This is a genomic window from Microbacterium oxydans (assembly GCF_000956405.1).
Classification (GTDB): Bacteria; Actinomycetota; Actinomycetes; order Actinomycetales; family Microbacteriaceae; genus Microbacterium; species Microbacterium oxydans_C.
In genome coordinates this window covers 128,798-154,806 of record NZ_JYIV01000026.1, presented here as the reverse complement: position 1 = coordinate 154,806, position 26,009 = coordinate 128,798, and the positions used below count along the sequence as shown (strand labels likewise).

Genomic DNA, 26,009 nt, shown 5'->3' with positions numbered 1-26,009 from the left:
ACGGTCACGAGCACCGGGTCGCACGGGCACTGGCGCCGACATCGCTTTCCCGCGATGCTGGACGCATGCGCGCACTTCGACCGCTGTGGCGGTACCCCGTGATCACGCTCACCGTGCTCGTCTTCGCCGCGGTCGGGGTGTTGCACGCGGTGGACGAAGCGGGGATCGGCCGCTGGATCGCCACCGTGTACGTGTCCGCCGTCGTGGTGTGGACGCTGATCGGCATGGTGCGCGACGTGCTGCACGGACACGTCGGGCTCGACATTCTGGCGGTCGTCGCGATGGTCGCCACGCTGGCGGTCGGCGAGTACATCGCCGCGCTGATCATCGTGCTGATGCTCTCCGGCGGCGAGGCGCTCGAGGACTTCGCCGGACGCAGGGCCAAGCGGGATCTGTCCGCCCTGCTGGACCGCTCGCCGCGCATCGCCCATGTGCTGGTGCACCCGGACTCGCCCGATTCCGACGAGGCCCGCGACGTGCCGATCGACGATGTCGCGGTCGGCGACGTGCTGCTGGTGCGCCCCTCCGAGATCGTGCCGGTGGATGCGACGCTCCTGACCGACACGGGGACGTTCGACGAGTCCTCGCTGACGGGCGAGAGCATGCCGGTCACGCGCGAGGCGGGCGGGGAGGTGCTGTCCGGGGCGATCAACGGAAGCCGCGCGGTCCGCATCAGAGCGCTGCGCACAGGCGCCGACAGCCAATACCAGCAGATCGTCGCGCTGGTGCACTCCGCCGAGACGTCGCACGCGCCGATCGTCCGGCTCGCCGATCGCTTCGCCATCCCGTTCACCGCCGTGTCGCTCGTGCTCGCCGGCACGGCCTGGGCGATCTCCGGCGACTCGACGCGCTTCGCCGAGGTGCTCGTGCTGGCGACGCCGTGCCCCCTCCTCATCGCGGCACCCGTGGCATTCCTCGGCGGGCTCTCGCGGGCGGCGAAGTCCGGGGTGATCATGAAGAGCGGGGCCGTGATCGAGCAGATCGCCCGGGTGCGCTCGGCCGCGTTCGACAAGACCGGGACGCTCACGCAGGGGCGCCCCGAACTGGTGGAGGTCCGTCCTGCCGCGGGCTTCGGCGCCGACGAGATCCTGCAGCTGGCCGCATCCGCGGAGCAGTACTCCTCGCACGTGCTCGCCGATGGCATCCGTCGCGCGGCCGATGCGCGCGGGCTCGTCCTGCACGCGGCTCGAGAAGCCAGCGAGACCGCCACCAACGGGGTCGCGGCGACGATCTCCGGACGCACCGTGGTGGTCGGGAAGCCCGCCTACGTCGCCTCGCTCGCACCCGACACCGTCCGGGCGCAGCTCGAACCGGGAGAAGCCGCGGCCTACGTGGCGGTGGACGGGCGGTTCGCCGGCGTTCTCGTGCTCGCGGACGCCGCCCGGCCTGAGGCGTCCGCCGTGATCTCCTGGCTGCGGCTGCACGAGGTCGATCGCGTGGCGATGCTCACGGGCGACGTGGATTCGACGGCGGAATCGGTGGGACGCCAGCTCGGCATCGACGAGATCCATGCGGAGCTGCTGCCGCCAGAGAAGGTGCGGCTCGCGGCCGAGATGCAGCCGCGCCCCGTGCTCATGGTGGGCGACGGCGTCAACGACGCGCCCGTGCTGGCAGCCGCCGACATCGGCATCGCGATGGGGGCGAAGGGCGCCACTGCGGCCGGGGATGCCGCAGACGTCGTGATCCTCGTCGACTCGCTCGCGAAGGTCGTCGACGCCGTCGCGATCGGCCGCCACACGCTCCGAGTCGCGCTCACCGCGATCTGGATCGGCATCGGGTTGAGCGTCGGACTCATGATCGTCGCGATGACCGGTGTGATCCCGGCGGTCGTCGGCGCGCTCGTGCAGGAGCTCGTCGACCTGGCGACGATCCTCTACGCACTGCGGGCGCTCAGCGGACCGCCCAGCGGGCTGCGCCCGGCCTCGAGCCAGGAGCCATCGCCCCGGCACGGGGAGAGAATGGACTGACGGGGCGTCCGCCGCGCAGCGAGGGGGTCGAGTGAGTTCGGTGGATCGTGCCCTCTCGAGCATCAGAGTGGTCTCGTCGCGGCGCTGGAAAGCCCCTCGATCGCCGGTCGCCAGTGAGGGCGCACCCCCGCAGCTCCTCGTCATCCCGGAGCGCGACGACCTTCGCATCGACACCGGCGGACGACACCACCTCGTCCGCTCGGACCAGCTCGCCGTGGTGTGCCCGGCCGAGGGCGACACCATCACCCTGACCCGCGAGATCCGTGCCGAGATGCACACTGTCGTCGGCGTCGAGGCGATCGCGTTCGAGAGTCGTGGACACGTCTACACGCTCCTCGAGCAGGAGCTCCCCCGGACGATCGTGGTCGACCGCACACCGCTGCTGGTATCCGTGGTCGCACTGCTGCAGGCCGAGGGCAGGCGCGATCCTGTCGTCAACAGCCTGCTCTGCAAGCTCACCGAGGTCGCAGTGTGCGCGGCGATCGCAGCCTGGATCGACACGGCACCGACACCACCGGGCTGGATCGGCGGCGTCGCGCATCCGACGATCGGGGCCACACTCGAGGCGGTGCACAGCGAACTCGGGGCGGCCTGGACGGTCTCAGACATGGCTGCGCACGCCCACATGTCCCGCTCGGCGTTCGCCAGACTCTTCCGAGAGGTCGTCGGCTCGACGCCGTCGTCGCACCTCGCCCGATGGCGCATGGCGCACGCGCTCGAACTCCTCGACGCCGCTCCCGAGCTGCCGTTGAAAGACGTCGCGGAACGGCTCGGCTATTCGGACGAGTTCGCGCTCAGCACCGCGTTCAAACGCCGCTTCGGCGCGAGTCCCCGCAACTACGTGGATCCCGCGCCGAGCCGCATCCGAAGCTAGACCCCCGCGCTGAAGCGCCGGACCAGACGCGCGACGTGGGCTGGGGCCGTGACGAGCGCGTCGTGTCCCGCCGCGAGCTTCGTGACAGACCATCGCTCCGGCCGTGCACGCACCCGGTCCTTCGACGGGCCGACATCGGCGAACGGCAGGGCCGTGCAGTCGATGTACAGCAGGGGGACATCGGGCATCGTGCCGGTGAGCGGTACGACGTCGCTCCAACTGCTCCACGGGTGCGCGGTGAGCCTGCGGTCGAGCCACTCGACGTCGTTCCGACGCGTCACCCCGAACATCGTCGGATCCTGCGGCTTGGGGACGTAGTACCCCTCACCCGCCTGCGCGACAACGGTCGGAAGCGCGGCCCGGCTGGTGGGGGTGAGCACGTCGAGGATCCGTTCCCCGGGATCGACGACGACGGCGTCGAGGTACACCGCGCCGCGGAGGCGATCGGAGATCCGCTCGGCGACGGCGGAGACGTAGGCGCCACCGATGCTGTGCCCCACGAGCACCACGTCACGCAGCTCCTCGGCGTCGATCGTCGCCACGATGTCGTCCACGCCGTCCTGGAAGCGGATGTCGGGCGAGAGACGGTGTGCACGGTCGCCGACTCCCGGCAGCGTTGGCGTGAGTATCCGCCCCCGGCGAGGATCGAGTTCCTCGACGACGCGCCGCCAGGCCCAGCCTCCGTGCGATCCGCCGTGGATGAGCACGAGATCGGCGCGGGAACGGGAGGCGGAAGCACTGCCGGACGGGACGACCGCCGCACCCGCCCCGGCGGCGACCGCGGCCGTCACCCCCAGTGCCGCGCCCAGCACCATCCGCCTGTTGACCCCTCGGGGGGTGGGCCCGCTGGCCACGTCGCCGGTCACCGCGCCACCGCACGATCCTTGGCGACCACGGCCTCCAGGGAGCGCGGCTGTTCGCCGAGCACACCGCGGACGCCGTCGGAGAGATAGTCATCGCGCCCGGCACGGATCGCGTCGAACAGGTTGGCGAGGGCATCCACGATCCGCGGCTTCAGGTAGGGCGCGACGGAGCCCCGCCACTCGTCGACCCCGATGTCGGTGAAGGTCAGGGCACGCCCGGTGCACCGCCCGACGGTCTCGACGGCTTCGGCGAACGAGAGCGACTGCGGGCCGGAGAGCTCGACGTGGGACGGGCCCGGCGTCTGCGAACGCAGGAGCGTCGCTGCGACTCTGGAGATGTCCCGTGCATCGATGAACGGTTCCCTCCCCTCGCCCACCGGCAGTCGCAGCTCGCCCGTCGCATCCAGTTGCGCGGCGAAGAGACCGGTGGTGAAGCCCTGCGCGAACCATGACGGGCGCAGGAAGGTCGAAGCGAGCGCGGCGGCGCCGAAGACCTCCTCCGCCCCGGACGCGATGCCGTCGCCGCTGACCCCCGGGTTCCGTGCGGTGAGCACCACGGCGCGCTCGACTCCGGAGTCGGTGAGCACCCGTGTGAACGGGGTGAGGTCCATCGGATCCTCAGGGAGGACCACGTACACCGCCCCGACACCGTCGAACAGCGACGGCCAGGTGCTCGGATCGCCCCAGTCGAACCGCCACAGCGAACGGCGGGAGGCGCGTCGCACCCCTACGTCCGCGGCCTCCAGCAGATCCGCCACCTGCGAGCCCGTCGTGCCGGTGGCTCCGAGTACGACGACCGGAGCCCCTTCCTCTTCGTGAAGTGTCATGCCTTCCATGTTCGAAGCCGGCGTCGCCGCGGCCCATGGCCTGACGCTTCGCGTGCATGTTCACGACTCTCGTCCATCGGACGACGCCATTGGTCGCGGAGGCTCGGCTGCAGCGGATTCCTGACCTGTTCTGCACGATGCTTCGGACCGTCACACGTTCCACAGCCAGCGGGAAAACAGCACGTCACCACCGGAATACCGTGACAACCTGGCCCTCCGGAATCAGACTGGAGGCATGCGCTTGAACGACCCGCAGGTATGGACTCTGATCGGCGTGTTCGCAGCGGTGATGCTAGGCGGCATGACGCTGATGACGACGCAGCTCAGCCGGGTGATCCGCGCCGAGGTCGATCGCGTCGAAGGCACGCTCTCGGCGAGAGTCGACCGCGTCGAAGGCACGCTCTCGGCCCGCATCGACGGGCTGGACGCCCGACTCGGCCGCATCGAGACCAAGGTCGACGACCTCGACAAGGAACTCACGAACCTCACGACCCGCTTCTGGCGCTCGCAGTAGCGTTCAGCGACCGATCAGATCGTCACGTCCCCCACGAGGTTGACGGCGATCCCCATGCCGTCGAACATCGCGGCCTTCGCGATCAGGGCCTTGTCGGCGGTCTCGGCGTCGGGCGCGTAGACGAGCTGCGCGTGGTTCGCCTTGTGCCGCGCCATGAACTGGTCGCGCGAGACACCGTGCAGCACCACGTGGGCGATCGGCCACTCCGGGTTCGTTGCATCCTTGCGCCGCTGGGTCTCCTCCGCCGGCAGCTCGACCACCGACGCCCGGAAGATGTCGGCCTGAAGGATGCCCTCGGCGATGAACACCCGGGAGAGCACGACCTCACCGGGCTTCGAGACGCCGTTGATCGTGGCGCCGCCGGCGGGGAAGAACACGTGGCCCTGCCGCCATCCCTCCGCGTGCTGCCAGCCACCGAGGTGCGATGCCGGCACCGAACCGGAGATCTCGTACACCCAGACGAACCGTCCGTCGTGGTCCTCTCCCCAGCGCACGTCGTGCAGCGTGTTGTCGGGCACGAGCCCCATCGCGCGCCACACCCGGTCGGTCACGAGCGCGTCGACGGCGACACCCTCGTCGGCCTCGTTGAAGTGCGGGAAGGCCCGTCCCTCATGCAGCACGCGGGAGCCGTCGCGCGAGGTCACCGGCGGGCGCTCGGTGGAGTTCAGGATGCCCTCGGCCAGGTCCGACGCCGGCACCAGGTCCTTCAGACCCTGCTGGTACTGGATGCCGACCGCGTCGAGCCCGAAGTCGTCGGCGATGCGGAGCGCGGCGATGTACATCTTCAACTGCCACTGCACCTGCTCACGCGTGAGCTCGGTGGCGCCGTCCTCGCCGTAGCGGAAGGTCATCCCCGCGTCGATCAGCCAGTCGTAGGCAGCGTCGGCCTCCTCCTCTGTGACCTCGAGCATCTCGGCGTACAGCGCCGACTGCGACAGGCGCTCCTTGTAGATGCCGGTCTGGTTGAGCAGCTCGTCGTCGAAGATCGCGTTGTACATGCCCATGCAGCCCTCATCGAACACCCCGATGATCGCTTTCTCGGAGCGCAGCTGTGCGGCGAGCGCCTCTCCGAGCTGCTTCTCCGGGCTGTCCGGCAGCGCGGGCAGCGGTCGCACGTGGGAGGCGTCGTGGGTGATGGCGCCGGTCTCCGTCCACTCCCTGATGCCGTCGCGGAACCAGTCGTCGGTGAAGTCGACCGACCACGTGGTCGCGTACGGCTTGTCCATCTTGGTCAGGCCCGCGTTCAGCCCGAGGAGGCCGACGAGGCCTGGCCAGTCGCCGGCGAAGTTCGCAACGGTGAGGATCGGCCCCTCGTGCGTTCGCAGTCCGGCGAGCACATGATGCGAGTACTGCCAGTTGGCGATCGCGACGATCAGCGGCGCGTCGACGGGGATGCGCGTGAAGACCTCGAGGCCCATGCGCTGGCTCGAGATGAAGCCGTGCCCGGTCTCGGGGTCGACGCCGAAGGGGCGGATGACGTTCCACCCGAGGGCGTTCAGCACTCCGGTGACGCCCGTCTCCAGCTCGACCTGGGTCGGCCACCCGGCCACGTTCGCCGACTCGCGCAGATCTCCGGACGTGATGAGGTACGCGGTCTTCGGCGCGGTCGTCGGGAGAGGTGCCGTCGTCGGCAGGGTGTAGGTGGTCATGGTGCCTCCGTGGCAGTGGGAGTCGGGTTCGTGGTGGTCGGGTTCGGGGGAGTCGGGTTCGGAGTCGGGTTCGGGATCGTCGGGGTCGCGCGGGTCGAGGGGGTGCCACGCTGCGCGGCGGCGAGTTCGTGGACGACGGATCTCGATCCCTCGTACAGCCGCACATAGCGGTCGAACAGGGTGTCGTAGAGCGATCGCAGCTCGCCGTCGGCGCTGATGAGCTCCGAGGTCGGGTTCCAGTCACTGATGGACGGAGTATCGCCCGTCTCGGCGGTCGCGGTGGCGGCGAGGAACGCGGCACCGTAGCTCGCCCCGATCGTCGTCGCCGGCACCTCCTGAGTGAGGCCGGTGGCATCGGAGACGATCTGCAGCCACAGCCGTCCCTGCGTGCCACCGCCGACCGCGACGATGCGGCGGATGTCGGCTCCGGCGGCGCGCATGGTCTCGATGTTGTGTCGCACACCGAGTGCCGTGGCTTCGAGCGCGGCACGGTAGAGATCTCCGCGAGTGTGCTCGAGCGTGAGCCCGGCGATCACCCCTCGCGCGTCCGGATCCTGGATCGGAGTCCGCTCGCCCGCGAAGTAGGGCAGCATGAGCAGGCCGCGGGCTCCTGCGCCGGAGGCCGCGGCCTCGGCGAGCAGTTCGGGGTAGTCGGCGCCGGTGAGTCCCGTGAGCCACGCCGTCAGCGCTCCGGAGGTGGACAGCCCTCCGGCGAGGTTGCGGGTGCCGGCGAAGGCTCCGGCCGTGGTCCACATCGACGGCGTCCGCAGCGTCTCCGCACCGTTCGTGAAGACCATGAACATCGTGGTGCCGTACATCAGCATCAGGTCGCCGACCTCGTGTGCGCCGACGCTGACGGCCTCGGTCCAGGCGTCGATCGTGCCCGCGATCACCGGCGTGCCGGCGGGGATCCCGGTGACAGCCGCCGCGTCGCCCGTGATCTCTCCAGCGATCTCGCCCGCCCACCGAAGCGGCGGCTGCTGGATGCCGCTCGCGTACCGCGCCCACCACGGGTCATGCCAGCGCTCGCCCTCGATGTCGTAGAGGGGCGAGACCTGACTGGCGGACTGGTGATCGAGCACGTAGACGCCGGTGAGCTTGCGCACGAGCCAGGAGGCGGGCATGTACAGACGTCGGGCCCGCGCGCGTGCCTCCGGCTCCTCGTCTCCGATCCAGACGATCTTGGGGCCGCCCGCCTGCGAGGTCAGCGTCGATCCGCCGACGCGGGTGATCTCCTCCACGCCGAGATCCTGGGTGAGCTGCTCGATCTGCGCGGTCGCGCGGGTGTCGACGCCGTACAGGATCGCGGAACGCACCGGTCGGTCGTCTTCGTCGGCGAGCAGGATGCACGGCCCCATCCCGCTGACTCCCACACCGACGATCTCGGCGTCGGGGACGACGTCGAGCAGTTCCCGCGCGATCGCGACGAACTCGTCCCACCAGATCGCCGCATCCATCTCGACCCAACCGGTGCGGGGCCGTTGCACCTCGTGTGCTCTGGTCGCCGATGCCAGGATCTCGCCGTCCGCGCCGACCAGGACGCCCTTGCTGCTGGACGTGCCGATGTCCACGCCGAGGGTGCAGCGCATGGAGTCCTCCTCATACCCGGGACGACGGAGTCCCGAACTGATCCACACTGTACGCGAAATCGATTTCACGTCGCAAGGTGCAAACACTTCTGCACAAGGCATGCATCATCGAGATCTCCCCACATGATGCGGCCATGGCGAGGTTCCGCACCGGAATACCGTGACAATCTGGGCACCCCGAAACAGGCTGGAGGCATGCGCTTGGACGACCCGCAGGTATGGACGCTGATCGGCGTGTTCACGACCATGATGCTCGGCGGCATGACGCTCATGACGATGCAGTTCAGCCGGGTGATCCGTGCCGAGATCGGTGGGCTGCGCGGAGAGCTGAGCGGACAGCTGGAGAGCCTCGAGGGGCGACTGACCGGCCGCATCGATGCCCTCGAGCACAAGGTCGACAGTCTCGACAAAGAGGTGGCGAACCTCGCTACACGGTTCTGGCGCTCGCAGTGAAGCCGCCCGACGCCGTGCACCCGAGGGCCGGACGCCCGATCACCACGCGCTCGATCAGGGTCGCACGACGCGCGCCGGCTGGAGTTCGTTGCGGAGGACGACCGTGCGTGAGGGCTGCGTGTCGCCCTTGATCCGCTCGAGCAGCATCCGCGCCGCCGTCACTCCCATGTGCCGCGCCGGCAGACGCACCACGGTCACGGCGCTCGGCGAGAGCGTCGTGAACGGCAGCGAACCGATCACCGCGACACCGACATCCGGTGGGGTGAGACCGCGTTCGGTGAGCACCTGGATGGCTCCCACTCCGATCAGGTTGTTGCCCGCCACGACGGCATCCGGCGGCTCCGGCAGCGCGAGCAGCTCCTCCATCGCAGCCCGCCCACCCTCGACGCGGAAGGACGCGAAGCGCTCGAGTCCGTCGAGAGCGAGGTCGGGGTGCGCCGCGGCGAGCGCGGATCGCCAGCCGGCGGCGCGTTCTGCGGCGGTGTCGATGTGCTCTGGTCCGCCGATGTACGCGATGCGACGATGGCCGGCCTCGATCAGGCTGCGGGTCGCCGAGGTGCCTGCAGCTCGGTTGGCCATCACGACGCCGTCGATGTCGTAGGTCGTGCTGCGGTCGACGGCGACGACGGGTCGCCCGGTGGCCAGGATACCGTCGAGGTCGGAGTGCTCGTCCGCGGTCGCGATGATCACGCCGGACATGTTCTCCGCGATCGCGATCCGGAGGTAGGTCGCCTCCTTCTGCACCTGCGCGTCGGAGTTGCAGAGCACGACGGAGTAACCCGCTTCGGAGGCGACGTCCTCGACTCCACGCGCCATCTCGGTGAAGTACGGGTTCTCGATGTCGGGGATCACGAGGGCGATGACCTCGGAGCTCTGCCGCCGCAACGACCGCGCCGCACGGTTCGGGGTGAAGTCGAGGGTCACCGCGGCCGCGCGGACGGCTGCCGCCTTCTCCTCCGAGACGCTCGTGCCGTTGAACACGCGGGAGACCGTCGCGGGAGAGACGCCCGCGAGCTCGGCGACGTCGTAGATCGTTGCCATGCGCTCCCTGCTCCCTGCTCCCCGTACTCCTGAAGCCGTCGTCGACGGCGGAATGCTGCAACAGTATCGCGCGGCGGGGCGATCTGAAATCGATGCCGGGATCGGTGCTCCGAGTACGCTGAGGGGATGCCAGAGTGGTCGCAGACGGTCCCCGCGACGGTGCGGCGCGAGCAGATCGTGTCGATCATCGAGCGTCAGGGCTTCGCCCGCGTGCAGGAGCTGAGCCGCACCCTCAGCGTCTCCGAGGTCACGGTACGGAGCGATCTCGACCTCCTCGCCGAGGAGAACGTGATCCAACGCGTGCACGGCGGGGCGATCTCGGGCATCAAATCCACCGCGCACTCCCCCGACTACGAGCGCGCCCTCACCCGCGCTGTCACCGAGAAGCGACGCATCGGCAACGCCGCGGCCGCTCTGGTGGAGAGCGAGATGGCCATCCTGCTCGACGCCGGCACGACGACGCTCGCGATCGCCAGGGCATTGCGGGCGAGAGAAGATCTGCGGGGTGTCGTGGTCTTCACCAACTCGCTCACGATCGCCCTGGAACTCGGCGTCGCGGAACCGCACCACATCACCGTGGTGGTCACCGGCGGCACAGTCAACTACAAGCAGCGCTCACTCATCGACCCGATGGGCGACATGTTCATCGGATCGGTGCACAGCGACCTCAGCTTCATCGGATGCAACGGGGTCTCCGAGCACGGTTTCACGAACTCGAGCCTCCCCGAGGTGACCATGAAACGGCGCTACCTCGACTCGGCGGCGCGGGCGATCGTCGTCGCCGACAGCTCGAAGATCGGCAAGAGCCAGGTGATCCAGGTGGCTCCGCTCGCGCGCGTCGACATGCTGATCACAGGCGTCGAAGCGCCCCCGACCGAGTTGGAGGCGCTTCGAGAGGCAGGGCTGGCGATCGAGCTGGTCTGACGCTCGAGCCTGATGCTCAGGCGCGGCCCGACGAACCGAACTCGCGCATGCGCTGCGTCACCATCGCGCGGAACCCGCCCATCGCCGGCCGCAACTGCTCCCCGGGTTCGACCACTGCCGGGTTGTCGTGCAGGAACGCGCGCAGCGCGGCGCTCCAGGCGAGATGCGAGTCGGTCCCCTGATTGATCTTGCGGATGCCTGCCGCGATGCCCTCGGACTTCTGCTCGGGTGAGATCCCGTATGAGGGGCGCACCGCTCCGCCGTTGGCGTTGATCACGGCGACCGCTTCGGCCGGCACCGAGGACGAGCCGTGCAGCACCAGGAAGGTGTCCGGCAACCGCTCCTTGATCTCGGAGATGAGGCCGAGCCGCAGCCGTCCCCCTCCGGCGGCGTCCGTGAACTTCACCGAGCCATGGCTGGTGCCCACCGCCACGGCGAGCGCATCGACACGGGTCTGCTCGACGAACTCGACGGCCTGGTCCGGGTCTGCGAACACGATCTCCTCGAGCTCCCCGGCGATCCCGGCCTCCGCTCCGCCGATCGTGCCCAGTTCGCCCTCGACGCTCACGCCGGAGCGCGTCGCGGCCTCGACGACTCGACGGGTGAGAGCCACGTTGTCCTCGAAAGAGGCAGGCTCATCCGTGTCGGCTGCCCTGCTTGCGTCGATCATGACGCTGGTGAAACCATGGTCGATCGCTCGCAGACAATCGTCATAGGTGCGGCCGTGGTCAAGGTGCAGCACGGCCGGGACGCCGTCGAACTCCGAGACGAGGGCGCGCAGACGACTCCACCAACGCGACTCGTCGTCGTACGCCGACATCCCCGCGATCGCCTGCACGATCACGGGCGAGCTCTCCGCCTCGGCGGCCTCGAGCACCGCGATCGCCTGATCGAGGCTCGACACGTTGAATGCTCCGACGGCATAGCCGCCTTTCTCGGCGTCGGCGAGTGCGCTGCGCAGCGTGAGCAGTGCCATCCTCTCCCCCTCAGAGCGACTCGGTGATGCCGAGCGTGTCGTAGTCGAGCACGATCGGGGTGTCGGTGAGCGCGCTGGCGTATGCCTGCACCTTGGCCGCCGACTCCACAGCCACGCTGGTCTTGAACGCATCGCGAAGGTTGGGCCCGACCGTGAGCAGCCCGTGGTTCGCCCATACGACCGCGTTGAGATCGCCCATCGCGTCGCACATGTGCTCGCCGAACTCGGTGTTGTTGCTGAGCTCGAACGGCATGATCGGCACGTCGCCCTTGGTGTAGATCACCATGTTCACCAGTGTCCCCAGGATCGGGGATCCGACGACACCCCACACGTTGGAGAACACCGGCTCGGAGTGCACGATCGCGTTCACGTCGGGTCGGCGACGGTAGACGGCCATGTGCACCGTGACCTCGCTCGACGGCCCGAGGCGTCCGTCGATCACCTCGCTGTCGCCGTTGACGAGCACGATGTCGTCAGCGCTCATCTTGTCGTACTCGAGGTCGGTCGGCGTGATCAGGAACCGGTCCTCGACGCCGGGCACGCGGATGCTGATGTTGCCCTGCGTGTTGAAGTTGAGTCCGTACTGCATCGAGCGCAGGCAGTAGTCCAGGATCTCCTCGCGTGCCGCGTCGAGGTCGAAGTCGAGCTGGAGCGTCGTCTCGGTCATGTCGTGTTCTCCTTCTGGGGTGTGTGGTTCAGGGGTGTGTGGTTCAGGGGTGTGCGGTTCGGGGCTGGTCGGCTCTGAACGCTCAGTCGGGGCGCGCGTTCAGGTGCGGGGCGATGCCCTGCGTCGCCTCGTACAGGGCGACGTAGGCGGCACGCTGAGCGGCGTACCAATCGCTCGACGACGAGTCGGGCTCGGCGACGGCTCCAGGATCGGCGGCGACGAGGAGCCGCCGCGGATCGCCGCCGATGCCTCGGACGGCGAGCATCGCCGCTCCGCGAGCGGAGGCGTCACGGGCGACCGGCGTCAGGCGTGCGCCGGCGGCGGAGGCCCGAGCGGCGAGCGCCGCCGAGTTCGCGACTCCCGCGCCGGTGACATGGAGGTCCTCGACGCGGACGCCGTGGGCGTCGAGCGCCGCGATGATCTTGTGGAACTCGAAACCCGCGGCCTCGACGACGGCACGCGCCAGCTCCGACACCGTGGTGTCGAGCGTGAGCCCGTGGATCGTGCCGCGCGCCGAGGGGTCGTTGTCCAAGGTGCCGGAGCCGGCGAGGTAGGGCAGCACGATGAGGGCGGGCGGGTGTGCGGAGAGCGCGCCGAAGACATCTCCGACCTCGGCGCCGAGGAGTCCGGCCAGCCACTCGAGCGCCCAGCCTCCGGCCGCGGTTCCGGCGAGTGTGACCCAGGTCGCCTGGTCCAGTCGGTAGCTGGCGAAGCCCGTCTCCTCGAGGCCGTGCGGGCGTTCGCGTGTGGCGACGGTGAGGCAGTCGCTGGAGCCGAGCGTGATCACGGAGCGCACTCCGACCTCCCCTCCGGCTCCGAGGAATGCGGCAGCCTGGTCGTGCGTGCCCGCGACCAAGGGCGTGCCTGTTTCGACACCGAGCAGGGTCGCCGCGCGGGCATGGACGCCGCCGATCACGGTGCCGGAGGGGACGGGCACCGGGAGCCGCTCCGCCCGCAGCCAGGGAGCGGAAGCTGCGGCCGCGCCGAGGATCTCCTCGCTCCATTCGCCGCGCTCGACGCCCAGGATGCCGGTTCGAGCGGCCTGACCGAGATCGATCGCCGCGACGCCGCTCCACCGTTCCGCGACGAGGTCCCCGATGCAGCGATACGCCGCGGCCGCGGCCCACGCCGTATCACCGGCCATGATCTTGAAGATCGAGAACATGCCGTGCAGCGGCTGTCCGGTGATCGCGGTGAAGCGACCGTCGCCGAGCCGCTCACCCAGTGTCTCGGCCGGCTCGATGCCTCGCGTGTCCATGCTCACAGCGACCGGGGCGAGCGGGTTTCCGGAGCTGTCGATGGGTACGACGGCCTCACCGAGCACGCTGAACCCGATGGCCTGCACCGCATCCCCTCGCTGTGCGGCTTCCGCGGCGGCAGCCCACACCACCGCCTCGGCAGCGGAGATGATCTCCTCGGCGTCGAGCTCGACCCTGCCGCGTCCATCGCGTCGGAGAGTCAGGGGTGCCGACGCCTCACCGAGCGTCCGCCCGTCTGCGGCGAAGGCGACCGCGCGCACTCCACTCGTGCCGAGGTCGAGTCCGATGACACTCATTTGATCGCTCCCGAGAGGCCGTTCACCAGGTACTTCTGGATGAAGATGAACAACAGCACGACGGGGATGGAGATCAGCACCAGGATCGCGAACAGCGCGCCGGGCTGCGACAGGTACATGCCGCGATAGGCGAGCGGCACGAGCGTCAGGGGCTTGAGCTCGTTGTCGCCGAGGGTCACGAGCGGCAGCAGGAAGTCGTTCCAGCTCATCATCGTCTGCCACACCGCGACGACGGCGAGTGCGGGCTTGCCCAGCGGCAGGTAGATGCGCCAGAAGATCTGCCAGGAGTTGGCGCCGTCCAGACGTGCCGCCTCGTACGTCTCGAGCGGGATCGCCAGGTACGAGGTGCGGATGATGATGACCGCGAAGGGAAGCCCCAGTGCGGTGTACACGAGCACGAGCCCGAGCAGGTTGTTGTAGAGCTGCATCGACTGCAGGATGCGGAACGTGGCGACCACGATGCTCGACATCGGAAGGATGAGCGCGAGGATCAGCACCCCGAAGATCAGGGCCTTGAGCGGTACGCGCAGGCGAGCGAGGGCGAAGGCGGTCATCGATCCCAGCAGGCAGACCAGCAGCACCGAGGGCACCGTGATGAGGAGACTGTTGAGCAGGTGCAGCAGGATCGGGTTCTGGTCCCAGATCGTGAGGTAGTTCTTGACGCTGAACTCTGCAGGGAAGAGTCCGAAGAACTGCGTGCCGGGGTTGTTCGGCGGCATCATCGAGAGCCCGACCACCATGATGATCGGCACGAGCCAGAGCAGGGCGAGCGGCGCGAGCACGAGGTGCAACCAGCCGACGCGCCTTCCCGGCGCTCCGTGGCGGTGACGACCGGCCGTGTCCTTGGGGACGATCAGGGTGCGGGTCTCGCTCGTCGCGGTCATTTCTCGTCTCCTGTGATGAATCCGGCACCGAACACCCGCACCATCGAGAGCGAGCTCACGACGGCGACCACGAGCAGCACGACGCTGATGGCCGAGGCGTAGCCCACGTTCTGCAGCTGGAAGGCCTCCAGGAAGGCGAACGTCGGCAACATCTCCGAGGCGTGGTTGGGGCCGCCCTGCGTGAGCACGTAGACGAGCTCGAAGGTCTTGAGCGAGCCGATGATCCCGAGGAGCACGAGCGACAGCGTCGTGGTCTTCAGCAGCGGGAAGGTGATGCGCACCATGGTCTGGAAGCCGCTGGCACCGTCGATGCGCGCCGCCTCCACGAGACTGGGATCGATCAGCTGGAGCCCTGCGAGGTAGAACAGCATCGAGAACCCGGTCCACATCCAGACGTTCACGAAGATCACCGCGAAGATCGCCGTCTGCGGGTCGGCGAGGTAGTTGCCGCCGAGGAAGGTGAGTCCGGTCGCTTTGCCGACCGCGGTGAGCACGCCGTTGAACGGGTCGAGGATCCGCTGCCAGACGATCCCGACCACGACCGGCGAGAGGATCGCGGGGATGAAGAAGATCGCGCGGTAGACAGTGCTGCCCCGCAGCCCCTGATTGAGAGCGACGGCGAGGAGGAAGCCGATCACGCCCTGCGGGACGATCGTCAGGACGATCCAGAAGGCCGAGTTGCGCAGGGTGATGAGGAACGTCGGGTCCTGGAACAGCTCGAGGTAGTTGCCGACCCCGACTGCCGTACCCACGTTGACGCCGTCCCAGTCGAGCGTGCTCGCCTGCACGTTGTAGACGATCGGGTAGACCACGAACACGGCGAACAGGATCAGGGTCGGCGCCAGGAAGGCCAGGCCGACCAGTCGCTCTCTCGTCAGGATCTTCATGCACGCTCCTCTCAGGCAGGGTCCGGGGATGAGGCCCCGGACCCTGCACGAACTCCGTTGTTCCGAGATTCTCCTGCTACAGGGTGTCCTGGACGGCCTGGACGGATTCCGCCGCTTCCTGCGGAGTGGAGTCCCCGGTGGCGATCGCGGCGAGCGCATCCGCCACGGCCTGGTCGAGCTTGGGCGATTCGAAGTAGCGCGAGTACTTCACCTGGGGGAGCCACTCGTCGACGAACAGGTTCCAGATCTTCTTCTGCTTGTCGCTCGTGAACTTCTCCGGGGAGAGGCCGGTGACGGCCGGCACATCGTTCATCGTGTTGACGAGCTTCTGGGCAGCTGAGCCGGCGATGAAGTCGGTGAGCACCTTGCAGGCGAGGTCGGGGTTCGCCGTGTTCTTCGAGATGCCGAGGCTCACATCGATGCCGCCGACGAACTGCGGTTCGGCCGCTCCACCGGGGATGGTCGGGAACAGGAACGGCTCGTAGCCGGACATGCCCTCGGAGAGCGGCGGGATGTCGGACTTCGTCGGGTCGGACTGCTGGATCCACCAGGCGCCGAGCGGGATCATGGCCGCGTTACCGGCTTCGAACTGGTTCACCGCCGACGGGTAGGCGTCCAGACCGATCGCCCCGTCCTGCGCGATCCCGTCGGAGAACAGCTTGCTCCAGTAGTCGAACGCCTTCACGATGGCCGGATCCGTCCACGGAACGCTGCCGTCCTCGGCCTCGTAGACCGTTCCCGGCGAGACGTTGTTGGCGATCTGCAGGAACACGACGTTGCGCAGCCAGGAGTCCTTGGCCGGAAGAAGGAACGGGGCAGCGTCGCCGCCGCTGAGGTCCTTCGTGGCCTGCACCAGCTCGTCCCAGGTCTTCGGCACGCTCAGGCCCGCCGCATCGAAGATCTTCGAGTTGGCCCACAGGTTGACGGTCTGCGTGAGGATCGGGAGGGAGTAGAAGTTGTCATCCCCTTCCGGATTCCCCATCCGTGCCTGCTCGATGCCGATCGGGTAGAACTTGCTCTGCCAGTCGTCGCCCCAGGTCTCGGCGGCGCAGTCCTGAAGCGGCAGCAGGTTCTCGCGGTACTGCTGGGTGAGAGCCCCGGGCTGCAGGCCGAGCACGTCGGGCATCGTGTTCGAGCTGGCGCGGCTCTGCAGGTCGACGAGGTACTCCGGGTAGTTGAAGATCGTCGCATCGATCTTCGCGCCCTCGTTCTCGGCCTGGAAGGCGTCGATCATCTGACGGGTCGTCTGCTCGATGGGGCTCCATGAGCGGAACGTGATGGTGTCGCTGGAGGCGTTCTCGGATGCGTTGGGCGCTGCGCCTCCTGCGCATGCGGTGACGCCGAGAGCGGTGATGATCGTCGCCACACCCGCCAGGCTCCTCTTGAGCTTCATCTGCAATCCCCTTACTTCGCTGTAAAAGTCCTCGGCGGAATGCCGGATGCGCTCAGTTTAGGTTTATTTGCGTATTGAGCACCATGAAGACAGGGAAGTCCGGGGAAAGTCTTTCTATTTCTGTGTTTTCACACGCCTTTCTCATCGAAAACGAAAGTTGTGGTGCGTGCAGATGCCGCAACGACGCGGACGGCCGGTTTCCCTTCCGCAACACCACGCCGGAACGACGGATGCCGCGACCCCTCCGGGCCGCGGCATCCATCGCGTTATGCGCGCTGTGATCCGCGTTCAGCTCAGCCAGGCCGGTGCACGCCCTCGCAGGAATGCACCGTCGAGGGAGAAGCGACCCGCTCCCGTGAGGGCGAGAGCCAGAGCGGCGGCACCGAGCACCGCGACGAACTCGTATCCGCCCTCTCCCACCCAGAGACCGGCCGGCAGGTGCACGGCGATGAGGGCGACGATCATGTCGATCGCCAGCAGGATCCCCACCGGACGGGTGAAGAGTCCGAGGATCAGGAGGATGCCGCCGATGAGCTCGACGAACGCGACCACCGGGCCGGCGATCTCGGGGAGGGGAATCCCCATGCCGGCGAAGCTGCCGATGGTTCCGGGGAGCGTGAACTCGAAGATCTTCTGCGCACCGTGCGCGGCGAAGATCGCACCGACGACCACACGCAGGACCAGGAGTCCCAGCGAGGGTGCGGCGGAAGGGGCTGTGGTGTTCGTCATGAGGAGTTCTTCCTTCGTGGCAGGACACCCGCGCGCCATGCGCGGAGCAGGGTCTTTCCCTGCGTCCACGCTAAGAACAGGACATTTCCATCTCCTGTGACCTTTCACGTGTGACGTTTCACCGCTGTCGCGGGGTGTCGAAGGCGCGGATCGCCGGGTCAGCACCGGGGCGCTGGTTCCGCTCTTCGATTCGTCAATAGGATGTCGGAGACAGAGGGAGGGGCGAGGGCATGTTCGACGAGCGGCGGCGACAGGCAGCGCTCGAGGAACTGGGGATCCTTGACACACCAGCCGATGATCGGGTGGATCGGGTGGCACGACTGGCGAAGGAGATGTTCGGCGTGCCGATGGTCAGCGTCTCGCTGATCGACCGTGATCGGCAGTGGCGCAAATCGCAGATCGGCCTCGGGGGGAACGAGGCACCACGACAGGACTCGTTCTGCGACTACACCGTGTCGCAGGACCGGACGGTGGTGGTGGAGGACGCGAGCACGACCGACCTCTTCGCCGAGAATCCGTTCGTGACCGGCGACCCGCACCTGCGCTTCTATGCCGGGCATCCGCTGCACGCGCCGGGAGGCGAACCGGTCGGCACACTGTGCGTGCTGGACACCGAGCCGCACACCTTCACGGATGCGCAGCAGGACCTGCTGCGAGACCTCGCGTTCTGGGTGCAGACGGAGCTGGCGCAGGACGAGGACCTCGACCACGCCGCCATCCTGCAGCGCGCACTGCGTCCGCGCGTGCATCCGGAGATCGCGGGGTACACGATCGCGGCGGGCGCCGCACCGCGCGGTTCCCTCGCCGGGGACTACTACGACTTCTCCCACCATGGCGACGCTCTGCGTGTGACCGTGGCCGATGCGATGGGCAAGGGCACAGGACCGGCGTTGGTCGCCGCGTCCGTGCGCGCCTCCCTGCGCACCGCGCCGGAACGATCCCTCGCGGATGCGGTGGCCGAGGTGGACCGCCTGCTCGAGGACGACCTCGCCGACACCTCGATGTTCGTGACGGCGGTCGTCGCCGAGCTGCACCCGGAGACGGGTCAGCTCGACGTCATCGACGCCGGCCACAGCCTCGCGTTCGTCGTGCGCGCGGACGGCTCGTGGACGTCTCTCCGCTCGACGAATCTGCCCCTCGGCATGGGCATGGGCATCGCAGACCCGCGAGTGCCGGCGACCACCACGCTCGAGGTGGGCGACTCCTTCATCTGCTGCAGCGACGGCCTCCTCGACGTGCTCGACGCGGACGACCCGTTCGGGCACGTGCAACGGGTGCTCGCTTCGGAGGGCCCGGACGGCGCCGTGCGCGAAGCCCTGCGCCTCGCCCGCGACGACCGCGCGACGGACGACATCACGGTCGTCGTCGTGCGGAGGGACGCATGACCGCGCGGTTCGCGACCATCCGCGTGCTGGCGCTGCTGTCGGTGCTGCTCGGCGTGAACTACGTCGCGTGGCGGTGGCTGGAGTCGGTGAACTGGTCGGCCTGGTGGATCGCGGTGCCGCTGGTGATCGCCGAGACCTACAGCCTCATCGACACGTTCCTGTTCTGCCTCACGATGTGGCGGGCGAAGGAGCGTCCGGCACCTGTGTCGCCGCCGCAGGGCACGGTCGACGTCTTCATCACCACCTACGACGAACCGATCGAGCTCGTCATGGCGACGGCCAGGGCGGCCAAGCGGATCGCCTATCCGCATTCGACGTGGATCCTCGACGACGGCTCCCGACCCGATCTCGAAGCGGAGGCCCGCGCGGCGGGTGTCGGCTACCTCACGCGTTCCGAGGACTGGACCGACAAACCTCGCCATGCCAAGGCGGGCAACCTCAACAGCGCTCTCTTCCAGACGGACGGCGAATTCCTCCTCATCCTCGACGCGGATCAGGTGCCGGATCCGCTGATCCTGCACCGGACTCTGGGCTACTTCGCCGATGATCCCGAAGTCGCGCTCGTGCAGACGCCGCAGTGGTTCGTGAACGTCGACGAAGCCGACCCTCTCGGCAGCCAGGCTCCCCTCTTCTACGGACCGATCCAGCAGGGGAAGGATGGCTGGAACGCCGCCTTCTTCTGCGGCTCCAACGCCGTGCTCCGCCGTGAGGCCCTCATGCAGCTCGGCATCGTGGGCTACGTGCGGAACGTGACCGACTCGGCCGCCAAGGCGCTGAAGACCTCCGAGACGCTGATCGCACGCGAGGCCGAGGCCTCCACCGATCCGGCACTCGCCACCGAGCTCGGCGCACTGCGGATCGCGATCACCCGTGGCCGCAAGCAGCTGGCTGCCGGGGAATCCGTGGCCGAGGTCGCGGCACGCGTGCGTGAGGCGGTCGACAACGCCTCACGCATCCTCGTCGCGCACGACCTCGACGGCATCCGGGCCGATCTCGCGGTGATCGAGTCGCTTCCCGTGCAACAGGACGCGGAACTCGGAAGAGTCGTCGTGGACGAGGCAGGGCTCGATGCGCTGGCAGCCTCCGACCTCTCCCCCCTCACTGCGGTGGAGGCGGTGCGGGGTCTGCTGGACGCCCTGCGCCTCGACCGCGCCGAGGAAGCGCAGCCGATCCTCCCCCTCGCCACGATCTCGGTCACCGAGGACATGGCGACGGCGATGCAACTGCACGCCCTGGGATGGCGGAGCGTCTACCACCACGAGATCCTGGCCCATGGACTCGCACCGGAAGACCTGCGGACGATGCTCACGCAGCGACTCCGATGGGCCCAGGGAACGCTGCAGGTGATGCTGCGGGACAACCCGCTGGCCAAGCGCGGGCTCTCGGTGGGACAGCGACTGATGTACTTCGCGACGATGTGGAGCTACCTCTCCGGGTTCGCCGCCATCGTGTACCTCGCCGCGCCGGTCATCTATCTCGTCTTCGGGGTGCTTCCCGTCACCGCCTGGTCGGTCGACTTCTTCGTGCGGTTCCTGCCGTACTTCCTGGTCAATCAGGCGCTGTTCCTCGTGGTCGCCAAGGGAGTGAAGACCTGGCGCGGCCAGCAGTACTCCCTCGCCCTGTTCCCCGTGTGGATCCGTGCGTGCTGGACGGCATTCGCCAACGTCGTCCTCGGGCGTCCACTGTCCTTCGCCGTGACCCGGAAGGACGGTCGCGACCCGCGCGGCATACCGTGGGGGCAGATCTGGCCGCAGCTGACCGCCATGATCGTGCTCGTGATCGCCCTCGTGATCGGCGTGGGCCGGGTCATCGTCGGCACCGGAGACGGCACCGGAACCCTCGTCAACACCGCCTGGGTGCTGTACGACCTGGTCGTCCTCAGCGTCATCATCCAGGCGGCGCGCTACCGCGGTCCCGCCGCACAGGTCCTCGAGAAGGAGTCGAATGAACGTCACCACTGACACCAGGGACGGCTATGCCGTCGTCACGATCACCGGGCGCCTGACCGCGTCGGGAGCGCCGATGCTGCGCAACGCGGTGAGCGACCTGATCGCGGGCGGCGAGCCGAACGTCGCGATCGATCTGAGCGGCACCGAGTTCGTCGACTCCTCCGGCCTCGGCGCCCTCATCGGCGGTCTCAAGAGCGCTCGCGTCGCCGGCGGCGATCTGCGCATCGCCGCCGTCCCCGAGGCGGTGCGCACCGTGCTCCACCTGACCAACCTGGATCGCGTGCTGCGCGACTACCCCACGCCGGAATCGGCGTTCGATGGACGCTGAGACGCGGGCCTTCCACGTCTCAGGGCCCGCCGGGCTCGACCTCGTCGACCGTGCGCTCGATGAGCTCGACCGACTCTGGGAGCGCGCCCCAGAGGTGTCGCCGCAGGATCGCACCCTGTTCACCCTCGCGCTGAGCGAGGTCACCACCAACATCGCGCAGCACAACGACCGCACGGAGGTCGTGTTCAGCGTCGACGTACGGGTGACCGCCGACGAGCTGCGGGCCTCGGTTCGCGACACTGCTCCGCCTGCCCCGATCGACTGGGACGCCGTCTCCATGCCGGAAGAGGCAGCGGAAAGCGGTCGCGGCCTGGCGCTGTCTCAGGCAGCACTGGATGAGTTCACCCACACGGTCGGCGACCACGGCAACACGTGGGTGCTCGTGCGGAGGGTGGATCCTCGGCGCGACGCAGGCGACTGAGGCGGGAGGTCTGATTCCGGCGCACCCTCAGGCGCTGCTCAGGCGCCCCCTCAGGCGCTGCCTCGCGGGTCCCAAAGCACCACTTCGGTGGAGCGCCGCAGGCGTCGTCCGGTGGGCATGGGGACGACGCCGGCGGAACCCGCGGCGAACACGCGCACGCCCGGACGATTCTCCCGTTCGGTGCGCAGTGCGCTTTCCAGCACGGCGATCCGGTTGCGCAAGGCCCTGTTCTCGTCTTCCAGGTCGAGGAGCCGGGCGATCGCGGGAAGGCTCACTCCTTCGGAGGAGAGCTGTGCGACCTCGCGCAGCTGCTCGATGTTGCGAGAAGAGTAGCGGCGCGAGCCTCCCGAGGTGCGGCCGGGGACGACGAGACCGATGCGGTCGTACTGCCGCAGCGTCTGGGGGTGGAGGCCGGAGAGCTCGGCGGCGGCCGCGATCGCGAACACCGGGGTGTCGGCGTTCATCATCGACTCCCCTCTCCTCTCCTACCCGTGTCTCTTGTCGTGCGCGCGGATTCAGGCAGAGGCGCCGGAACAGGCGCGTTCTTCGCAGAACGGCCTGATCCGGCGCGAATGCCTGTGTGCGCGGCGTGGAGCTGGTGAGTGCTCATCGCCGGGCCTTCGCCATCAACTCGGCTCGCGGGTTCTCGTCGGGCTCGAGCTCCTGGAACTTCTCCAGCGCCGCGCGTGCGGCCTCGTCGAGGTGCGTCGGCACCGCGACCTGGAGCTCGGCGAGCAGATCACCGGTGCCCTTCGACGTCGCGACTCCTCGTCCCTTGACGCGCAGCACCCGCCCGGAGGGGGTGCCCGGCGCGACGCGGAGCTTGACCACGTCGCCCCCGAGGGTCGGGACCTCGATGGTCGCGCCCAGCGTCGCCTCGGTGAAGGTGACGGGCACCACGACGCGCAGGTTGAGACCGTCGCGGGTGAAGACCGGATGCGGCCGCACCGTGATCTGCACCACGATGTCACCGCTCTCGCCACCATCGGGCGAGGGCCGTCCGCGCCCACGCAGACGGATCTTCTGACCGTCGGCCACGCCCGCCGGGATCTTCACCTTGAACGGCTTGCCGTCCTCACCCTGCAGCGAGATGGTCTCGCCCTGCACGGCGGTGGCGAAGTCGAGCGTGGTGCGCGCGGTCACGTCGGCGCCGCGCTGCGGTCCGCCGAAGCCGCGGTAGCCGCCGCTCGGCTGCCCGAAGCGTCCGCCGCCGAAGCTCCCACCCTGACCCTGGTTGAACATCGCGAAGATGTCCTCGAAGTCCGCGGTCTGCCCTCGGCCCTGCTGGCCGAACCGGCTGAACACGTCTTCGAAGCCGCCTGCGCCCTGGCCGCCCGCCGTGAAGCGGGCACCGGAGCCCATGGCGCGGATCTCGTCGTACTCCTTGCGCTGTTCCGCATCGGAGAGCACCGAGTACGCCTCGCTGATCTCCTTGAACTTCGCCTCGGCCTTGGCATCACCCTGGTTGGAGTCCGGATGATACTTGCGCGCGAGCTTGCGGTACGTCTTCTTCAGATCCGCATCGCTGACGTCCTTGGAGACCCCGAGGGTCTTGTAGAAGTCCTTGTCGAACCAATCCTGGCTGGCCATCGATCACCTACCCTTCCGGGACAGCGACGACGACCTTCGCGGGGCGCAGTTCGACATCGCCGAGACGGTAGCCCACCTCGACGACCTCGAGGATCGTGGTCTTCGCAGCTCCCGGGGTCGGCTGCTGGAAGATCGCCTCGTGACGCTGCGGGTCGAACTCCTCGCCCTTCTCGCCGTATGCGACCACTCCGAGACGCTCCACGACCGCGCGCACCTTCTCGGCGATCACGGCGAAGGGCGTACCCTCCACCAGGTCGCCGTGCTGGGCCGCGCGATCGAGGTCGTCGAGCACGGGGACCAGGCCCTTGGCGGCCTCGCCCTTCGCCCGCTCGATCTCGACCTGGCGCTGCTCTTCCGTGCGGCGACGGTAGTTGGCGTACTCGGCCTGCAGACGCTTGAGGTCGTTCAGCAGAGTGGACTCGAGGTCGGCGAGCACGGCGTCTTCCGCCGCGGCTTCGCCGGTCTGGGTCGCTCCGAGGATGTCGTCGACCGTCAGGTCATCGGGAGCGCCGTCTGCCGGGGTCTCATCCGAGCCCTCGGCGGCCTGCGCATCGCGGGAGTCCTGGTGGTGCGGCGCGGGGCCGGATGCCTGAGCATCCGACCCCTCGCTGCGACCTTCGGCGGACTCAGGATTCTGGTTCTCGTCGAAGTTCTTGTCGGTCATGGTTACTTCTTCTCGTCCTCGTCGTCGACGACCTCTGCATCGATGACGTCCTCGTCGGAGGAGGGAGCGTCACCCGCAGGGGCCTCGCCGTCAGCCGAAGCACCGGCGGCGGCATCCGCCTGCGAGGAGGCGTAGATCGCCTCGCCGAGCTTGGACTGCGACTGGTTGAGCTTGTCGAACGCGGTCTTGACCGCGTCGTCGTCCTCACCGGCCAGCGCCGTCTTGAGCGCGTCGACGTCGGCCTTGACCTCGGTCTTCACGTCTTCGGGCAGCTTGTCGTCGTTCTCGGTGATCAGCTTGTCGATCGAGTACGCGAGCGTCTCGGCCTGGTTGCGGACCTCGGCGGCTTCGCGACGCGCCTTGTCCTCAGCCGCGTGCTCCTCGGCCTCGCGCACCATGCGCTCGATGTCTTCCTTCGACAGCGAGGAGCCGCCGGAGATGACGATCGACTTCTCGGTGCCGGTGCCCTTGTCCTTGGCGGACACGTGCACGATGCCGTTCGCGTCGATGTCGAACGTGACCTCGATCTGCGGGATGCCACGGGGAGCCGGAGCGATCCCCGTCAGCTCGAACGTTCCGAGCGGCTTGTTGTCGCGCGTGAAGTCGCGCTCGCCCTGGAACACCTGGATCGCGACGGACGGCTGGTTGTCGTCTGCCGTGGTGAAGGTCTCGCTGCGCTTGGTCGGGATGGCCGTGTTGCGCTCGATGAGCTTGGTCATCATGCCGCCCTTGGTCTCGATGCCGAGGCTCAGGGGGGTGACGTCGATCAGGAGGACGTCCTTGCGCTCGCCCTTCAGGACACCGGCCTGCAGGGCGGCACCGACGGCGACGACCTCGTCCGGGTTGACGCCCTTGTTGGCGTCCTTGCCGGTCTCGCGCTTGACGAGCTCGGCGACCGCGGGCATACGCGTCGATCCACCGACGAGCACGATGTGGTCGATCTCGGACACCTTGATGCCGGCTTCGCGGATGACGTCCTCGAACGGCTTCTTGGTGCGGTCGAGCAGGTCCTTCGTGAGGTCCTCGAACTTCGCGCGGGTGATGGTCTCGGACAGCGACACGGGGCCGGAGTCGGTCAGCGACAGGTACGGCAGGTTGATGCTCGTCGAAGTCGAGGAGGAGAGCTCCTTCTTCGCCTGCTCGGCGGCCTCCTTCAGACGCTGCAGGGCGATCTTGTCACCCGAGACGTCGACGCCCGTGGTCTCCTTGAACTGCTTGATCAGGTAGTCGACGAGACGCTGGTCCCAGTCGTCTCCACCGAGACGGTTGTCACCGGCGGTGGCGCGCACCTGGATCGTGGAGAAGTCGTCGTCCTTGCCCACCTCGAGCAGCGAGACGTCGAACGTTCCACCACCCAGGTCGAAGACCAGGATGAGCTCGTCTTCCTTGCCCTTGTCCAGGCCGTAGGCCAGAGCGGCGGCGGTCGGCTCGTTGATGATGCGCAGGACGTTGAGGCCCGCGATCTCACCGGCCTCCTTGGTGGCCTGACGCTCGGCGTCGTTGAAGTACGCGGGGACGGTGATGACCGCGTCGGTCACGGTGTCGCCCAGGTACGCCTCGGCGTCGCGCTTGAGCTTCATGAGGATGCGCGCGGAGATCTCCTGCGGCGTCCACTTCTTGCCGTCGACGTCGAAGGTCCAGTCGGTGCCCATGTGGCGCTTGACGGAAGCGATCGTCCGGTCGACGTTGGTGACGGCCTGGCGCTTCGCGGTCTCACCGACGAGCACCTCCCCGTCCTTGGTGAAGGCCACGACCGAGGGGGTCGTGCGGAAGCCCTCTGCGTTGGCGATGACCTTGGGCTCGCCACCCTCGAGGACGCTGACGACGGAGTTGGTGGTTCCGAGGTCGATACCGACAGCACGTGCCATGTGTTCTCTCCT

Annotated in this window: 25 protein-coding genes; 9 read left to right on the top strand and 16 right to left on the bottom strand. The window is 68.3% G+C overall.

The genetic code is table 11. From position 1 onward, the window contains the following. Positions 1–65: 65 nt before the first annotated feature. A complete protein-coding gene (locus RN51_RS10275) occupies positions 66–1,967 on the top strand; it encodes a heavy metal translocating P-type ATPase (RefSeq protein ID WP_045263936.1) in 1,902 nt (633 codons plus the stop codon). A 40-nt stretch (positions 1,968–2,007) separates the two neighbouring features. Further along, a complete protein-coding gene (locus RN51_RS18015) occupies positions 2,008–2,841 on the top strand; it encodes a helix-turn-helix transcriptional regulator (protein ID WP_052674675.1) in 834 nt (277 codons plus the stop codon). Here RN51_RS18015 and RN51_RS10265 read toward each other — a convergent pair. Both RN51_RS10265 and RN51_RS10260 read right to left on the bottom strand, forming a co-directional pair. Beyond that, complete coding sequence (locus RN51_RS10265) at positions 2,838–3,707, bottom strand: alpha/beta fold hydrolase (RefSeq protein WP_156149159.1); 870 nt, start codon at positions 3,705–3,707, stop codon at positions 2,838–2,840. The genes RN51_RS18015 and RN51_RS10265 overlap by 4 nt on opposite strands. Next, positions 3,704–4,531: a hypothetical protein gene (locus RN51_RS10260; protein ID WP_045263935.1), complete on the bottom strand. Its 828-nt coding sequence runs from the start codon at positions 4,529–4,531 to the stop codon at positions 3,704–3,706. Before RN51_RS10260 ends, RN51_RS10265 begins: the two co-directional genes overlap by 4 nt. Before the next feature lie 235 nt (positions 4,532–4,766). On the opposite strand from RN51_RS10260, the gene RN51_RS10255 reads away from it, so the two are divergent. Next, positions 4,767–5,045, top strand: a complete 279-nt coding sequence (locus tag RN51_RS10255; protein WP_045263934.1) for a hypothetical protein — start codon at positions 4,767–4,769, stop codon at positions 5,043–5,045. A gap of 14 nt (positions 5,046–5,059) precedes the next feature. Here the strand turns inward: RN51_RS10255 and RN51_RS10250 are convergent, their stop codons facing one another. Together RN51_RS10250 and RN51_RS10245 are read right to left on the bottom strand one after the other, a co-directional pair. Then, a complete protein-coding gene (locus RN51_RS10250; RefSeq protein ID WP_045263933.1) occupies positions 5,060–6,694 on the bottom strand; it encodes a fucose isomerase in 1,635 nt (544 codons plus the stop codon). Then, positions 6,691–8,283 carry an FGGY-family carbohydrate kinase gene (locus tag RN51_RS10245; protein ID WP_082066547.1) on the bottom strand — a complete coding sequence of 531 codons (1,593 nt, stop codon included), beginning with the start codon at positions 8,281–8,283 and terminating at the stop codon, positions 6,691–6,693. The genes RN51_RS10250 and RN51_RS10245 overlap by 4 nt, the downstream gene beginning before the upstream one ends. A gap of 195 nt (positions 8,284–8,478) precedes the next feature. Here RN51_RS10245 and RN51_RS10240 point away from each other — a divergent pair, with 195 nt between their 5' ends. Further along, on the top strand, positions 8,479–8,736 hold the full coding sequence (locus RN51_RS10240; protein ID WP_045263932.1) for a hypothetical protein: 258 nt from the start codon (positions 8,479–8,481) through the stop codon (positions 8,734–8,736). A gap of 54 nt (positions 8,737–8,790) precedes the next feature. On the opposite strand, the gene RN51_RS10235 is transcribed toward RN51_RS10240, so the two are convergent. Next, the gene (locus RN51_RS10235) at positions 8,791–9,777 is read right to left on the bottom strand and encodes a LacI family DNA-binding transcriptional regulator (protein ID WP_045263931.1); all 987 of its coding nucleotides are present in this window, start codon (positions 9,775–9,777) and stop codon (positions 8,791–8,793) included. 126 nt (positions 9,778–9,903) lie between these two features. Between RN51_RS10235 and RN51_RS10230 the strand changes: the two genes are divergently transcribed. Further along, positions 9,904–10,701 carry a DeoR/GlpR family DNA-binding transcription regulator gene (locus tag RN51_RS10230; protein ID WP_045263930.1) on the top strand — a complete coding sequence of 266 codons (798 nt, stop codon included), beginning with the start codon at positions 9,904–9,906 and terminating at the stop codon, positions 10,699–10,701. A gap of 16 nt (positions 10,702–10,717) precedes the next feature. On the opposite strand, the gene RN51_RS10225 is transcribed toward RN51_RS10230, so the two are convergent. From RN51_RS10225 to RN51_RS10195, 7 genes are all read right to left on the bottom strand, one after another. Further along, a complete protein-coding gene (locus RN51_RS10225; RefSeq protein ID WP_045263929.1) occupies positions 10,718–11,677 on the bottom strand; it encodes a ketose-bisphosphate aldolase in 960 nt (319 codons plus the stop codon). A gap of 10 nt (positions 11,678–11,687) precedes the next feature. Beyond that, complete coding sequence (locus tag RN51_RS10220; RefSeq protein ID WP_045263928.1) at positions 11,688–12,344, bottom strand: class II aldolase/adducin family protein; 657 nt, start codon at positions 12,342–12,344, stop codon at positions 11,688–11,690. Positions 12,345–12,426: 82 nt separating this feature from the next. Continuing rightward, on the bottom strand, positions 12,427–13,899 hold the full coding sequence (locus RN51_RS10215; RefSeq protein WP_045263927.1) for an FGGY-family carbohydrate kinase: 1,473 nt from the start codon (positions 13,897–13,899) through the stop codon (positions 12,427–12,429). Beyond that, positions 13,896–14,783, bottom strand: coding sequence for a carbohydrate ABC transporter permease (locus RN51_RS10210; protein ID WP_045263926.1), 888 nt, complete (start codon positions 14,781–14,783; stop codon positions 13,896–13,898). Before RN51_RS10210 ends, RN51_RS10215 begins: the two co-directional genes overlap by 4 nt. Beyond that, complete coding sequence (locus RN51_RS10205) at positions 14,780–15,670, bottom strand: carbohydrate ABC transporter permease (protein ID WP_045263925.1); 891 nt, start codon at positions 15,668–15,670, stop codon at positions 14,780–14,782. Before RN51_RS10205 ends, RN51_RS10210 begins: the two co-directional genes overlap by 4 nt. Positions 15,671–15,746: 76 nt before the next feature. Then, entirely contained in the window at positions 15,747–17,063 is a 1,317-nt protein-coding gene (locus tag RN51_RS10200; RefSeq protein ID WP_045263924.1) for an ABC transporter substrate-binding protein, read from the bottom strand. A gap of 288 nt (positions 17,064–17,351) precedes the next feature. Beyond that, positions 17,352–17,792 (bottom strand): DoxX family protein, encoded by a 441-nt coding sequence (locus RN51_RS10195; RefSeq protein ID WP_021201700.1) that lies wholly within the window; start codon positions 17,790–17,792, stop codon positions 17,352–17,354. Positions 17,793–18,022: 230 nt separating this feature from the next. Here RN51_RS10195 and RN51_RS10190 point away from each other — a divergent pair, with 230 nt between their 5' ends. Genes RN51_RS10190 through RN51_RS10175 form a run of 4 tightly spaced genes read left to right on the top strand, consistent with a single transcriptional unit; the run spans position 18,023 to position 21,875 of the window. Beyond that, positions 18,023–19,177: a PP2C family protein-serine/threonine phosphatase gene (locus tag RN51_RS10190; RefSeq protein ID WP_045263923.1), complete on the top strand. Its 1,155-nt coding sequence runs from the start codon at positions 18,023–18,025 to the stop codon at positions 19,175–19,177. After that, a complete protein-coding gene (locus tag RN51_RS10185; RefSeq protein WP_045263922.1) occupies positions 19,174–21,138 on the top strand; it encodes a glycosyltransferase family 2 protein in 1,965 nt (654 codons plus the stop codon). Before RN51_RS10190 ends, RN51_RS10185 begins: the two co-directional genes overlap by 4 nt. Then, positions 21,122–21,454, top strand: a complete 333-nt coding sequence (locus RN51_RS10180) for an STAS domain-containing protein (protein WP_045263921.1) — start codon at positions 21,122–21,124, stop codon at positions 21,452–21,454. The genes RN51_RS10185 and RN51_RS10180 overlap by 17 nt, the downstream gene beginning before the upstream one ends. Beyond that, entirely contained in the window at positions 21,444–21,875 is a 432-nt protein-coding gene (locus tag RN51_RS10175; protein ID WP_045263920.1) for an ATP-binding protein, read from the top strand. Before RN51_RS10180 ends, RN51_RS10175 begins: the two co-directional genes overlap by 11 nt. 50 nt (positions 21,876–21,925) lie before the next feature. On the opposite strand, the gene RN51_RS10170 is transcribed toward RN51_RS10175, so the two are convergent. The 4 genes from RN51_RS10170 to dnaK form a co-directional block, all read right to left on the bottom strand. Then, positions 21,926–22,339 (bottom strand): heat shock protein transcriptional repressor HspR, encoded by a 414-nt coding sequence (locus RN51_RS10170; RefSeq protein ID WP_045264043.1) that lies wholly within the window; start codon positions 22,337–22,339, stop codon positions 21,926–21,928. Positions 22,340–22,481: 142 nt separating this feature from the next. Continuing rightward, a complete protein-coding gene (locus RN51_RS10165; RefSeq protein WP_045263919.1) occupies positions 22,482–23,465 on the bottom strand; it encodes a DnaJ C-terminal domain-containing protein in 984 nt (327 codons plus the stop codon). Between the two features lie 7 nt (positions 23,466–23,472). Next, on the bottom strand, positions 23,473–24,129 hold the full coding sequence (locus tag RN51_RS10160; protein WP_045263918.1) for a nucleotide exchange factor GrpE: 657 nt from the start codon (positions 24,127–24,129) through the stop codon (positions 23,473–23,475). A 2-nt stretch (positions 24,130–24,131) separates the two neighbouring features. Next, positions 24,132–25,997 (bottom strand): molecular chaperone DnaK, encoded by a 1,866-nt coding sequence (gene dnaK, locus RN51_RS10155; RefSeq protein WP_045263917.1) that lies wholly within the window; start codon positions 25,995–25,997, stop codon positions 24,132–24,134. Between the last annotated feature and the right edge of the window lie 12 nt (positions 25,998–26,009).

What these genes read in the sequence shown, in the direction of transcription:
- RN51_RS10275 (WP_045263936.1), top strand. Translation starts at nt 66, where the DNA reads ATGCGCGCACTTCGACCGCTGTGGCGGTACCCCGTGATCACGCTCACC.
- RN51_RS10260 (WP_045263935.1), bottom strand. Translation starts at nt 4,531, where the DNA reads ATGACACTTCACGAAGAGGAAGGGGCTCCGGTCGTCGTACTCGGAGCC.
- RN51_RS10255 (WP_045263934.1), top strand. Translation starts at nt 4,767, where the DNA reads ATGCGCTTGAACGACCCGCAGGTATGGACTCTGATCGGCGTGTTCGCA.
- RN51_RS10250 (WP_045263933.1), bottom strand. Translation starts at nt 6,694, where the DNA reads ATGACCACCTACACCCTGCCGACGACGGCACCTCTCCCGACGACCGCG.
- RN51_RS10245 (WP_082066547.1), bottom strand. Translation starts at nt 8,283, where the DNA reads ATGCGCTGCACCCTCGGCGTGGACATCGGCACGTCCAGCAGCAAGGGC.
- RN51_RS10240 (WP_045263932.1), top strand. Translation starts at nt 8,479, where the DNA reads ATGCGCTTGGACGACCCGCAGGTATGGACGCTGATCGGCGTGTTCACG.
- RN51_RS10235 (WP_045263931.1), bottom strand. Translation starts at nt 9,777, where the DNA reads ATGGCAACGATCTACGACGTCGCCGAGCTCGCGGGCGTCTCTCCCGCG.
- RN51_RS10230 (WP_045263930.1), top strand. Translation starts at nt 9,904, where the DNA reads ATGCCAGAGTGGTCGCAGACGGTCCCCGCGACGGTGCGGCGCGAGCAG.
- RN51_RS10225 (WP_045263929.1), bottom strand. Translation starts at nt 11,677, where the DNA reads ATGGCACTGCTCACGCTGCGCAGCGCACTCGCCGACGCCGAGAAAGGC.
- RN51_RS10220 (WP_045263928.1), bottom strand. Translation starts at nt 12,344, where the DNA reads ATGACCGAGACGACGCTCCAGCTCGACTTCGACCTCGACGCGGCACGC.
- RN51_RS10215 (WP_045263927.1), bottom strand. Translation starts at nt 13,899, where the DNA reads ATGAGTGTCATCGGACTCGACCTCGGCACGAGTGGAGTGCGCGCGGTC.
- RN51_RS10210 (WP_045263926.1), bottom strand. Translation starts at nt 14,783, where the DNA reads ATGACCGCGACGAGCGAGACCCGCACCCTGATCGTCCCCAAGGACACG.
- RN51_RS10205 (WP_045263925.1), bottom strand. Translation starts at nt 15,670, where the DNA reads ATGAAGATCCTGACGAGAGAGCGACTGGTCGGCCTGGCCTTCCTGGCG.
- RN51_RS10200 (WP_045263924.1), bottom strand. Translation starts at nt 17,063, where the DNA reads ATGAAGCTCAAGAGGAGCCTGGCGGGTGTGGCGACGATCATCACCGCT.
- RN51_RS10195 (WP_021201700.1), bottom strand. Translation starts at nt 17,792, where the DNA reads ATGACGAACACCACAGCCCCTTCCGCCGCACCCTCGCTGGGACTCCTG.
- RN51_RS10190 (WP_045263923.1), top strand. Translation starts at nt 18,023, where the DNA reads ATGTTCGACGAGCGGCGGCGACAGGCAGCGCTCGAGGAACTGGGGATC.
- RN51_RS10185 (WP_045263922.1), top strand. Translation starts at nt 19,174, where the DNA reads ATGACCGCGCGGTTCGCGACCATCCGCGTGCTGGCGCTGCTGTCGGTG.
- RN51_RS10180 (WP_045263921.1), top strand. Translation starts at nt 21,122, where the DNA reads ATGAACGTCACCACTGACACCAGGGACGGCTATGCCGTCGTCACGATC.
- RN51_RS10175 (WP_045263920.1), top strand. Translation starts at nt 21,444, where the DNA reads ATGGACGCTGAGACGCGGGCCTTCCACGTCTCAGGGCCCGCCGGGCTC.
- RN51_RS10170 (WP_045264043.1), bottom strand. Translation starts at nt 22,339, where the DNA reads ATGAACGCCGACACCCCGGTGTTCGCGATCGCGGCCGCCGCCGAGCTC.
- RN51_RS10165 (WP_045263919.1), bottom strand. Translation starts at nt 23,465, where the DNA reads ATGGCCAGCCAGGATTGGTTCGACAAGGACTTCTACAAGACCCTCGGG.
- RN51_RS10160 (WP_045263918.1), bottom strand. Translation starts at nt 24,129, where the DNA reads ATGACCGACAAGAACTTCGACGAGAACCAGAATCCTGAGTCCGCCGAA.
- dnaK (WP_045263917.1), bottom strand. Translation starts at nt 25,997, where the DNA reads ATGGCACGTGCTGTCGGTATCGACCTCGGAACCACCAACTCCGTCGTC.